The organism is Paenarthrobacter sp. 10L412, from assembly GCF_056395565.1.
Genome location: NZ_JBFTJT010000014.1, coordinates 125,909 through 137,099 on the forward strand (window position 1 = coordinate 125,909; position 11,191 = coordinate 137,099).

Below are 11,191 nucleotides of genomic sequence, written 5' to 3' on the forward strand. Positions count from 1 at the left end.
CAAAGGTGGCGGGCGATAGTTATGCAAGGACTCGTGTGGCGCCTTAAAGCGCTCGATCCCCAGGCCTCGGAAAGCCTCAAGGTCATCACGTATTTCGACGCTCTGGTCAACAGCCGGGCGAACGCAGAAATGCTCATCCGCGGGGCGGCGGTACTGTGTGACTGTTCAGTTGGCTTTGCCATGGATGGCCGTTCCATGTGCGTTGATGCCTCTGGCCAGAGGGTGCCCGAACAACAAGGTGAGTGGCCTTCCAAGGCGTTTGGTGCTGACGGCCGGGCATGGATAGAGCGCGCCAGCCCCGGGTTCGTCAATGATGAATTGATCCTGGAACGGCTCGCGATTGCACTGGGCATCTTTTGGGATCGAACGAGTCCCGTGGCAGCCACTCGACGCGCAATTGAGACGATCGTCAGCACCGAATCGTCCTTGGAAAGGCGAATGGAGGCGGCAGCCCTTCTGCACTTGGAGCGCACTGGCTCATACAGGGTTCATGCAGTCCCTGCTGTGATGCCAATGCCGGGATCGTCAGCCGTAGTTCACACGGCAGTCGGTGCCGTCCGGGCAATCATTCGCCCGTCCACGGCAACTCCGCCACCGGATACGAGGGCGGGCGTCGGCTTGGCCACACTCCCGCAGGAACTGGACCGATCTTGGCAAACAGCGCTTCTCGCCCTCAGAATCACCAGTCCACATCGCCCGATTCACGCCGCCGACGATCTTGGGAGCCTCATCGTCCTTGCTGAAAGGGCAAGCGAGGCCACCCACGAACCGGCTGACGTTACGGCCTTGAAGCGGCTGGTCGCAGAACAGCCAAAGGCATGGCGAATGCTTGAAGCCATTGCTGAAACAGGCAGCCTACGCGCTGTGGCGGGCCAGCTCGACCTGCATCACTCGAGTGTCCAGAACCGCGCAAGCGAGTTCACGTCCGCCTTGGGCTTCGACATTCGAACACAGCCAGGCCGCGTGCGGCTTACGCTGGCGCTTACTCTGTTCCTGCTTGCCACCAACAGATTTGACTAAGGCAGGGAACCACGACGGCGGTACGTAGCCCCGCGTCGGTGACCCACCACGGCTCGTGGAAGAGGTCCCCTTCAGAAAGAAAATGACGAAGAGCAGAATGAACACATGGTCAATGCTGCGGTGTCTGAAGGCCTTGCGGAGGGTGATCACCTTCTTGCTGCTTCTGAGTGGAAAGCAGCGGCGATAGCGTTTGAGTCCGTGCTGGCTATTCAGGATGATCCTGGAGCGCATGATGGCTTGGGCCGTGCACTCTGGTGGCTGCGCGACGTCGACCGTTCCATTGCGGAGCGCACCATTGCTTACGCCGGTTTTCGTCGGCTGGGCCAGGACTCAAAGGCCTTCCGGTCGGCTTTATGGTTGGCGCGGGAATATGCCGATGCCTTGGGAAGCGAGGCGGTCAGCAGAGGCTGGCTTGCACGTGCGCAGAGCATCGTATCCCGCTTGCCGGAGGGCGTGGAGAATGGCTGGATGGCCCTGACGCGCGGTCTGCTGCAGGCCGACCCGGCAGCATCTTATGACGACGCCCGTATCGCGCTTGGGATGGCACGAAAATGGGGTGACCCGGATCTTGAGGCCATGGCACTGGCACTCCTGGGCCTCGGAACGATAGCCTCCGGCAAAGTACTGGACGGGATGACCCTGGTGGATGAGGCAATGGTGGTGGCAACCGCCGGCGAAGCTCACGATCAAATGATCTTTGGTGATGTGTGCTGCATGGTGACGCGTGCCAGCGAGGAGGCCTGCGATACGTCTCGACTCAGCCAATGGAACAAGACCCTCCTGCGGTTCATGGAGGGTACGGGTCATCCTGCACTGCTGGAATTCTGCGGCACTTGTTGCGCAGAGATCTTCCTTGCTTCCGGTGACATTGCAAATGCCGAGGGCTGGCTCACCAAAACGCTGCATGAACTGGATCAAGGCGGCCACCGTGCACGATGTGTACACCCGGCTGCCAAGCTTGCGGAACTTCGGCTGCTGCAGGGCAGGGTGGAAGAGGCAAACCGGCTGCTCGCTGGCTTCGAGGATCGCCCGGACGCATTGCGGGCAACAGCGGCAGTCCGTCTTGCTGCAGGCGACACAGCCGTTGCTGCAGCATTGCTACATCGCCGGATCCACCGTGTTGGCAGTGGGCTGCTCATGGTCCCGCTGCTCGCCTTGCTCGCTGAGGTCCAGTTGACACAAGGTGACCTCGGCCAAGCCAAAGCGACGGCCGAACAGCTCGATGAAGTCGCGGCCGAGACGCAGTGGCCTCGATCACTTGCTGCCTCGCATCTCACGGCAGGTCGCGTCGCAGCGGCAACCGGGGATGTCGCCTTGGCGCGCGAAAGGCTTGACGCGGCGATTTCCGTTTTTACTGAGCTCGGCATGCCCCTCGAGGCTGCGCGCGCCCATCTGTCGCTGGCCGAAGCCCTGCGTGAAACAGACCGGTACGTGGCCGTTCATGAAGCTGGAGTGTCGCTCGCAACGTTCGACGACGTTGGTGCTCTCGGTCTGGCAGATCAGGCCGCGGCGCTTCTTCGGGCCCTGGGCGGCCCCGCGCGCACAGGCCCGAAGGATCTGGGCGTGTTGTCGCGGCGCGAACGCGAAGTGCTCACCTTACTTGCCGAGGCCTTGACCAATACCGAGATTGCTGGTCGACTCTTCATCAGTGCCAAGACCGCTGAGCGTCACGTCAGCAGCATCCTCGCGAAACTTCAACTGCGCAGCCGTGGCGAAGCCGCTGCATTCGCAATGCGTCATTCCCGTGGCGAATAGAACCGAATAGGGCAGTTAATGGGGGATATCCCCCATCCTTTCCCCGCGCCGTCGTCGCATGCTTTGACTATCCGCAAAGTCAGCAGTGGAGGTGCGGAATGAAGCAACAACGAACGGTGGGTAACGTCCTCAGACGTGAAATCGCCGTAACCGTCCATGACCATGCCATGGTCCCCGCGGACATTGTTTTCGATGTCCTCGCCAATCTTCCCAACCACATGGAATGGGGAGGAGCCGAGGCCTCGACACTTCTGTCGATGCAAGCCCCGATAGGACTGGCAACCGTCGGAACCGAGTTCACTTCCACGGCCGAGGACCGGATTTGCCGGATGCAGGACTCCTCGGTGGTCACAGAAGCCCTGCGTCCCCGGACGTTTGAGCGGGTGACGGAGTCCGCATTGGAGTCCAAAAAGTATGGAACCAGGGCTGGCTGGCTCCTGGTTCACCGCTACGAGATCGAGTCGAAGGTGGACCAAAGCGAGATCACCTACACGTGCCGGCTGGTCCGGGCGAGTGGGCTGCCAGGCGTGCTGTCGATGTTTGGATTTCCACTTCTGCGCTCATTCGCCGCACGGGAATGGGCGCGGGCAAACAGAGGCGGGTTGCGCCGCCTCATCGCTGCGGCGGAAGCCGCACCGCGGGACTAAGCCCGCAATAAGAGAACGAAGGATGCAAGGCAATGGCAAAGCTATCGATTGATGACGAGAGCGCTCGCGTCGAGCGCATGACAGGTTACGAGGGCCGATACCGCGAGGCCGACGGTTACACTATCGCGTTTGAGAGGTTTGAAGAGGGAGGCGACTTCACTCCGTTCTATAAAGGGCTGCCGGATGACCGGTGCCAAAGCCATCACTGGGGATATGTCGTGAAGGGCAGACTCACCATGCACATGCCTGATGGAGACGAGATTGTCCACGCTGGCGAGGCGTACTACACGCCGCCCGGGCATACGGATGAGCTTGATCCAGGGACCGTTCTGGTGGAGTTCAGCCCTACGGAGGAACTCGCACGCACCTTGGCCGTTGTTGAGAAGAACCTGCAATAGCCGCGGTCAGGACTCCAGCACGCGCTTCAGGTTCTGGACAAAGACCTTGTTTCGTCGGGGAACCATGTACGCCATCATCGGGGTCATGAGCACCTTGAGCCCGCTGGGTTGCATCTCCACGCCTCGAGTGAAGCGGGCGCCTTCCCCGGCTGGCTCCACCGTATAAGTGATGCGTGGCTGGAGTCCTGCGAAGTCCGCTCGATATTGCAAGCGCGAGCCGTGCTTGACGTCCAGTGCTGTGAAAGTACCGTCGGTCTTGCCCATAAAGGGTTTGAAGCTCAGCGGGTAGGTCTTGCCGACGATTGGGACAGGGTCGGTTTGGTCGGGCACGCTGGCAATGTCAACGTGCCAGGTCGGTTCGTTGCGAAGGTCCGCCACGTACTGGAAGACCTCCTCCGGTGTCCGGGCGATGACAACGCTCTCTGCAGATTTGATCATGGCTACGTGGCGCCTTTCGCTTCCAACTTCTTCAGGCCCATTCGCAGGGAGCTTGCCACCGGCGCACCCCGGGTCACGACGATCATGAAGGTGGCCAATCGCCCCATCAAACTGGTGGGCTTACGGTTCCACGTGACGTGAATGCGTGAACCGCCAGACTCGTTGGGTGTGATTCGCGCATTGACGTAGCTTCCCGGCGCGCAGAAATTACTCTCCTGGACAGTCCACTTCACGTCGTCGGGGTTTGCCCAGTCGTAGTGTTCCTTGGCCCAGATCACGCCACCGGGAGCTTTGCTTCCTTCTCTGATGTCCGCGAAGGTATCGCCCACCTGGTAAACCTCGTACATGGGTGGGTAGATGCCTGGCCAGATCTCCGGCCGACGCGGGCTAAAGTCCAGCAAGGCCTCCCGTACCTTCGCCGGTGGGACGACGGAGTCCAGATCCACTTCCACTTTTGGCATGTCAGCTTCCTCACCTGATGCTTCCAGTGTGGTCGTTTCCCTTGGCCGTGCAAGGGGCTTGGTAGGGGCTAGCCGCCAGCCTGGCTGAGCACGCCGACGTCCTTCGGCGAACCCACTGAGCCTCGCCGCACGAGCCGCGCCTCCAACGGTGGTCCAGCGGGTGAGGAAGATTTCCTGCCCTCAATCTGCCGGATCAACGCGGTGGCGGCAGCCATTCCCATGTCGTAGACGGGCTGTGCGATGACGGTGAGCGGGGGAGTGGTGAGACGGGTCCAGGCGAAATCGTCGTACATGAGGAGGGATACATCCGAGGGGATGGAGAGGCCGGATCCCTGGATGGCCTCCACAACGCTCAAGGCGATGAGGCCGTCAGAGGCGATGATGGCCGTGGCAGCATCTGGCCCCTTCAGCAGGTCACGGGTGATTCGCATGATGGAATCGGCGTCACCGGCATTAAGGCGCACCAGGTCTAGCGGCTGGCTGAGGCCCTCGTCTTCGAAGGCGCGGCGGATTCCCTCCAGACGGTCCGAGATTTGCGAGGAATCCAGCGTCATCGCTGCCACGTAAGGCCCGTCTGTCCGAACGGTTGAGACGAACGCGATGCGTCGATGGCCTGCTTCGATGAGGTACTTGGTGGACTCGTAGGAGATGGTGCCCATGTCCACGGCGAACGTCTCGACGTCGAGTCCTTCGGCGGCGCGGTCCAGCAGGACCAAGGGCCGGCCAGAGTCGCGGACCTCCTTCAAGTGTGAGGTTTCCACGGATGAGGCCGGAGCCACGATCAGCCCGTCAACGCGCTTGTCCAAGAGCACCTGGACGGCGTCCACCTCGGCAGCCCGTTCTTCATCGGTGTTGATCAGGATGACGTTGTAGCCGCTCTTCTTTGCGGTGTCGGTGATGCCCCTGGTGGCCAGGCCGAAGTGCGGGTTTTCGATATCGCCCACCACCACGCCAATGGTGTTGGATTTGCCCGTGTTCATGCTGCGCGCAAGCTCGTTGGGGCGGTAGCCAAGCCCTTCCGCAGCGGCGAGGACCCGCTCCCGAACGTCCTCGCTGACTGCGCCATAGTTGCCCAGGGCGCGGGCGGCTTGGGCTTTGGAGACTTGCGCCGCTTTGGCGACGTCGGCAACTGTCACGTCCCGCCGTCGCGATCCGTCAGTACTCATGTTCACCTTTCAGAAGTGGTGTTGACGCGGCTTGTGACTTCCGCTACATTTTCAATCAATCGATGTGAGTCCGGTCTCAATCCTAGGGGCTGAGACCGGACTCAACAAGACCCCACATCGAGTAAGACCCAAAAAGCGGCCCCGGACAGCACCGCTGGCCCTCCCCACGATTGGACAAGCTGTGATCAAACTGAACTTCCGCCCGGCAGCGCTCGCAGCAGCAGCCTTGGCGGCCCTCCTCGCCCTCTCCGGCTGCGGTGGATCCTCCGCCGGGACCTCAAGCTCGGCCGAGAACCCCTATGGCCTGATCGAACCCGGCACCATCCGCGTCGCCAGCCTGGGCGATTCGAAGCCTTACACCTTCACGGACGCCTCGGGTAACTTCACCGGCTTCGATGTAGAACTCTTCAAGGACGTGGCCCACCGTGCCGGCGTGGACAAGGTTGTCTTCACCGGACAGGACTTCTCCGGCCTGCTCGCAGCCGTGTCCAATGGCCAGTTCGACGTCGGCGTCGCGGCCATTGGCATCACGGACAAGCGCAAGGAAACCGTTGACTTCTCCGACGGCTACCTGGCCGGCTACCTGACGGTCATCACCACCAAGACATCAGGCATCAAGGACGTCAACGGCCTGTCCGGCAAGCGCCTGGGCGTCGTCCAGGGCACGCTCCAGGAAGCCTACGCGGTCAAGAACTTTACCTCCGCCCAGCTGGTCCGCTTCCCGGACAACAACACCGCAATCTCCGCCGTCAACAGCGGCGCAGTGGACGCCCACTTCCTGGACTACGAGGCAGCCAAGGCGTACCAGGAGCAGTTCGGACTGGTCAGTGCAGCTGACATCCCGTCCTTCGACGCCCCGGCAGGCTTTGCCATTGCCAAGAACAAGCCCGCCTTCAAGGAAGCCTTGAACAAGGGCCTCGCCGCAGCCATGGAAGACGGCACCTGGAAGAAGCTCTACCAGAAGTGGTTCCCGGGTTCGCCGATGCCTGAGCAATACCTGCCCAAGGCCGAGCAGACCTCCAGCCCGTCGCCAACGGCTGCCAAATAGCGCAACCGCCAACTCAACAACACCGCCTACTCAACAACAAGGCCGGGCGGGCCACACCCGCAGCCCGCCCGGCCATCCCGAAAAACCAACAAACGTCTGAGAGCACTCAATGGATTGGCTCAATACCATCAGCCGCACGTTCTTCGATGTCGATTCGATGATCGAAGTACTGCCCCAACTCCTGGGAGTTGGACTCCTCAACACCCTGATCATCTCCATCGCAGCAACCATCCTCGGCGTAGTGATGGGCATGGTGGTGGCCGTCATGGGGATCTCGCGGTCCAAGTGGCTGCGTATCCCGGCCCGGATCTACACGGACCTTTTCCGTGGCCTGCCCGCAATCCTCACCATCCTCCTGATCGGCCAGGGCTTTGCACGGTTCAGCCAGTCAGTGTTTGGACCCTCGCCCTACCCGCTGGGAATCATCGCGCTGAGCCTGATCGCCAGCGCCTACATCGGAGAAATCTTCCGTGCTGGTATTCAGAGCGTGGACAAAGGCCAGGGCGAGGCATGCCGCGCCCTTGGCATGAGCTACTCAAAGTCCATGGCGCTGGTAGTGGTGCCGCAAGGCGTACGCCGGGTGCTGCCAGCGCTGGTGAACCAGTTCATTGCAATCGTCAAAGACTCTTCGTTGGTCTACTTCCTGGGGCTTCTGGTCAGCGAACGTGAACTGTTCCGCGTGGGCCAGGACGCCGCAGTGCTCTCAGGCAATCTCTCACCGCTGGTCATGGCAGGCATCTTCTACTTGGTGATCACCGTGCCACTGACCCACCTGGTCAACTACTTCGACAACAAGTTCCGCACCGGTCGCCGCCGTCCCACAGCCCCAACCAGCGGGCTGAAGGAAGTCAAGGAACTCGACGCGGCATCGCCGCTCATCACCGGGAGCAACACGTGAACCTCACAAGCAGCAGCAATACTGCCAGCAGCAGCACCAGCACCAACATGTCAGCGGCCAAGTCAACCGCCAAGGACACGTCAACCTCAGCCGATGTCCAGACGTTTCACGGCTCCAGCCTGGAACTGCGGAACCTGACCATGGCTTATGGCGACGTCGAGGTACTCCGCAACGTCAGCCTCACCGTGGCTCCCGGCACCACTACGTGCATCATCGGTCCGTCCGGTTCCGGCAAGTCCACCCTCCTGCGGGGCGTCAACCGCCTGCACGAACCCAAGAGCGGGGACGTGCTTCTGGCAGGCGAAAGCGCCCTCAAGGTCAAGCCGGACATTCTCCGCGCCCGCATCGGCATGGTGTTCCAACACTTCAACCTCTTCCCGGACCACACAGCCCTGGAGAACGTGGCCCTCGCACTGTGGAGCGTCAAAGGAATGTCCAAGAAGGAGGCACGGGAACGTGCCCAGCGCAGGCTCGCCGAAGTGGGCCTCGCCGAGCGCGCCGACCACCGGCCCCGCGATCTCTCCGGCGGTCAGCAGCAGCGCGTCGCCATTGCCCGGGCGCTTGCCATGGAACCCGAAGTCATGCTCTTCGACGAAGCCACCAGCGCGCTGGACCCGGAGCTCGTCAAGGGTGTCTTGAACCTCATGGCAGGTCTCGGCCGCCGCGGCATGACCATGCTGGTGGTCACGCACGAGATGGGCTTTGCCCGCAAGGTTGCTGATCAAGTGGTCTTCATGGATGAAGGCGAAGTGGTGGAGGTCGGCACCCCGGCCGAGCTCTTCGACAACCCGCGCAGCGAACGCCTGCAGCGCTTCCTTTCGGAAGTCCTGTAATGGGCGGAAATCCTGTGAGGGGCCAGGTAGCAGCGGCACCGATCCGGACCGCGGTCGTCGGGTTTGGCGTCTCGGGCAAGGTCTTCCATGCCCCGCTGATCGCAGCGGACCCGAACTATTCGCTGGACGTCATCGTGACGGCGGACCCTGGGCGGGCCACTGAGGCCGCCCGCCTCTATCCGCAAGCGAGGATAGTGCCCACCCCGGAACACATGTTCGCCCTTGCCAGCGACCTCGATCTTGTGGTGCTGGGAACGCCGCCGCTCACTCACCTCGAACTCGGTGCCACGGCAATCGCCAGCGGTCTGAACGTTGTAGTGGACAAACCTTTTGTCACCAGCGTCGCCCACGGTGAGGAACTGGCCACACGCGCGTCCGACGCCGGTGTGCAGCTAACGGTCTTCCAGAACCGCCGGTGGGACGCCGACTTCCTGACGTTGCGCAAACTGCTGCAGGAAGGGGCGCTGGGCGAAGTACGGACCTTTGAGTCACGTTTTGAATGGTGGCGGCCCGAAGGCTTTGGGAACTGGCGCGATACATCCACGCTGGCCGAAGGCGGTGGCATCCTTCACGACCTGGGCGCCCACTTGATCGACCAAGCGATCCAGCTCTTCGGACCTGTGGAGGAGAGCTACGGCGAAACCGCAAACCATGGCCCCCACCCCGGCGCGGCAGACACGGAAGCCTTCGTCTCCTTGCTCCACGAGTCAGGCGTACGGTCCCGTGTGTGGATGAACGGCATGGCGGCCCAGGTTGGCCCGCGGTTCCACGTCCTCGGATCAAAAGCCGCGTACACCAAGTGGGGACTCGACAGTCAGGAACCCGCGCTCGCAGCCGGAGTCACGCCGTCGGACGCTTCTTATGGCATCGAACCCCAGGAGTCTTGGGGGCTTCTGGGAGTTGACGGTTCAGCCACACACGTTCCCGCAAAAAAGGGCGCCTACCCGCAGTTCTACGCAGAACTGGCAGCCTGCCTCCGTGGCCAAGGGCGGCTTCCCGTAGCGCCGGCCGAGGCGCTTGAAACCCTCAAAATCATCGAAAGCATCCACGCCTTCGCGTAAGCGCAAGAGCGTCCCAAGCATCCACAAGCACGAAAGAAAGGGAGAGCTATGTCCTCCACCAAGCACGTCGCCGTCATCGGGGGCGGCATCCTGGGCGTTTCCACCGCCGTTCACCTGCTCCGCGGGGGAGCCTCCGTGACGCTCCTGACCGAGCAGGGCCTGGCCAGCGAGGCCACAGGCCGTTCACTGTCCTGGCTCAACTCAGCCGGCGAACGGTCCACCCCTTACCACCAGCTGCGGCTGGCCGGCGTCGATCGGTATCGCACGCTGTTCGCGGCGGATCCCACTCGCGAATGGCTGCAGTTCGGCGGAGGCCTCATGTGGAACGCTGCCGGCCAGCGCGAGGTGACCGAGGCCCGCCATGCTTACGAGCAATCGATTGGCTACGACTCCAAGCTGCTCGCCCCTGAAGAGATCGCCTCGGTGACGCCCGGCATCGACGCCAGCGCTGTTCCCGAGAACGCCATCTTCAACCCAGGCGAGGGCTGGGTCAGCCTGCCGGATTTGGTCAACTTCCTCATGGAGGAGTTCCACGCCCTCGGCGGCCAGCTCATCCTGAACGCGGGTAAAGTCCAGGTGACGCTCGACGGCGGCCGGGCCAACGGAGTCGAGACTGCTTCGGGCGAGACCTATTCAGCCGATGCCGTCCTGGTCGCCTGCGGCGCGGCGACGCCCGCCGTCGTGAAGCCGCTCGGGGTGGAAATCCCCAATGGTTCCCCGGTCTCCATGCTGGTGGTCACCAAGCCTGTGGAGCACCAGGTGAAGGCCGTGATGAATACGCCGCGGGCCGCCGTTCGTCCCAACCCGGGTAACACTTTCGCCCTGGACCACGACTGGTATGAAGACCGGATCACCGAACATGCCGACGGCTCCTTCAGCATCCCCGACGAGGTCGTCCAAGAATTGGCCGACGAATCCTCCAAGCTGATTGCAGGCAACCCTGAACTCAAGCCTGCCTCCTGGAAGATCGGCTACAAGCCCATCCCCGGCGATGGTGAGCCTGTCTTCGGTGAACTGGGCCAAGTGCCCGGCTGTTTCGTAGCGTTCACGCACTCGGGTGCCACGTTGGGACTCATCGCAGGTGAACTGCTGTCCGGAGAGATCCTGACCGGCAAGAAGCACCCCATGCTGGCAACATTCCGGCCCGGACGTTTCTCCTAGCGTTAGACATCTTTAAAAAAGGCCAACGGCCCCGATACGCCATCTGCATAAGCGTGTCGGGGCCGTTGGAGTTTTTGGGAAAGTGTCCGCCGGGACTGATCGGGCTGGGGGAAAGGAAACCGATCAGGCCCGGCGGGGGCTCTTTGTACAGGGTGTTACTTGGTGGTTTCGGTGCGTTGGGTGCCGGTGAAGGCGAAGGCGATGGTGCTGGTGGCGCCTTGGAAGGTGTCGTTCGCGGTGGTGGGGAACGCGGTGGTGACTTTGAGGTAGTCGGTTTTGGCCGGGGCCAGGGCGGTCAGGTTGTT

At 62.1% G+C, this 11,191-nt stretch carries 12 protein-coding genes; 9 read left to right on the forward strand and 3 right to left on the reverse strand.

The features are described 5' to 3' along the window. Positions 1–33: 33 nt before the first annotated feature. The 4 genes from AC1DD7_RS19315 to AC1DD7_RS19330 all read left to right on the forward strand — a co-directional run bounded on the left by AC1DD7_RS19315 (position 34) and on the right by AC1DD7_RS19330 (position 3,820). On the forward strand, positions 34–1,020 hold the full coding sequence (locus AC1DD7_RS19315; RefSeq protein ID WP_477516212.1) for a helix-turn-helix domain-containing protein: 987 nt from the start codon (positions 34–36) through the stop codon (positions 1,018–1,020). Between the two features lie 105 nt (positions 1,021–1,125). Further along, positions 1,126–2,775, forward strand: coding sequence for a LuxR C-terminal-related transcriptional regulator (locus AC1DD7_RS19320; protein ID WP_477516213.1), 1,650 nt, complete (start codon positions 1,126–1,128; stop codon positions 2,773–2,775). Positions 2,776–2,873: 98 nt separating this feature from the next. Further along, complete coding sequence (locus AC1DD7_RS19325) at positions 2,874–3,422, forward strand: hypothetical protein (protein WP_477516214.1); 549 nt, start codon at positions 2,874–2,876, stop codon at positions 3,420–3,422. 32 nt (positions 3,423–3,454) lie between these two features. Beyond that, complete coding sequence (locus AC1DD7_RS19330) at positions 3,455–3,820, forward strand: cupin domain-containing protein (protein ID WP_442018175.1); 366 nt, start codon at positions 3,455–3,457, stop codon at positions 3,818–3,820. A gap of 6 nt (positions 3,821–3,826) precedes the next feature. Here the strand turns inward: AC1DD7_RS19330 and AC1DD7_RS19335 are convergent, their stop codons facing one another. The 3 genes from AC1DD7_RS19335 to AC1DD7_RS19345 all read right to left on the reverse strand — a co-directional run bounded on the left by AC1DD7_RS19335 (position 3,827) and on the right by AC1DD7_RS19345 (position 5,885). Further along, the gene (locus AC1DD7_RS19335) at positions 3,827–4,258 is read right to left on the reverse strand and encodes an SRPBCC family protein (protein WP_442018174.1); all 432 of its coding nucleotides are present in this window, start codon (positions 4,256–4,258) and stop codon (positions 3,827–3,829) included. A gap of 2 nt (positions 4,259–4,260) precedes the next feature. Then, positions 4,261–4,719 (reverse strand): hypothetical protein, encoded by a 459-nt coding sequence (locus AC1DD7_RS19340; RefSeq protein ID WP_442018173.1) that lies wholly within the window; start codon positions 4,717–4,719, stop codon positions 4,261–4,263. Between the two features lie 68 nt (positions 4,720–4,787). Continuing rightward, positions 4,788–5,885 carry a LacI family DNA-binding transcriptional regulator gene (locus AC1DD7_RS19345; RefSeq protein ID WP_442018172.1) on the reverse strand — a complete coding sequence of 366 codons (1,098 nt, stop codon included), beginning with the start codon at positions 5,883–5,885 and terminating at the stop codon, positions 4,788–4,790. Between the two features lie 181 nt (positions 5,886–6,066). Between AC1DD7_RS19345 and AC1DD7_RS19350 the strand changes: the two genes are divergently transcribed. The 5 genes from AC1DD7_RS19350 to AC1DD7_RS19370 all read left to right on the forward strand — a co-directional run bounded on the left by AC1DD7_RS19350 (position 6,067) and on the right by AC1DD7_RS19370 (position 10,886). Beyond that, complete coding sequence (locus AC1DD7_RS19350) at positions 6,067–6,933, forward strand: ABC transporter substrate-binding protein (RefSeq protein WP_442018171.1); 867 nt, start codon at positions 6,067–6,069, stop codon at positions 6,931–6,933. 109 nt (positions 6,934–7,042) lie between these two features. After that, positions 7,043–7,831 (forward strand): amino acid ABC transporter permease, encoded by a 789-nt coding sequence (locus tag AC1DD7_RS19355; protein ID WP_223935683.1) that lies wholly within the window; start codon positions 7,043–7,045, stop codon positions 7,829–7,831. A gap of 47 nt (positions 7,832–7,878) precedes the next feature. After that, positions 7,879–8,664 (forward strand): amino acid ABC transporter ATP-binding protein, encoded by a 786-nt coding sequence (locus tag AC1DD7_RS19360; RefSeq protein WP_477516218.1) that lies wholly within the window; start codon positions 7,879–7,881, stop codon positions 8,662–8,664. Then, positions 8,664–9,725, forward strand: a complete 1,062-nt coding sequence (locus tag AC1DD7_RS19365; protein ID WP_477516215.1) for a Gfo/Idh/MocA family protein — start codon at positions 8,664–8,666, stop codon at positions 9,723–9,725. The genes AC1DD7_RS19360 and AC1DD7_RS19365 overlap by 1 nt, the downstream gene beginning before the upstream one ends. A 48-nt stretch (positions 9,726–9,773) precedes the next feature. Next, complete coding sequence (locus AC1DD7_RS19370; RefSeq protein ID WP_477516216.1) at positions 9,774–10,886, forward strand: NAD(P)/FAD-dependent oxidoreductase; 1,113 nt, start codon at positions 9,774–9,776, stop codon at positions 10,884–10,886. Positions 10,887–11,191: the final 305 nt, after the last annotated feature.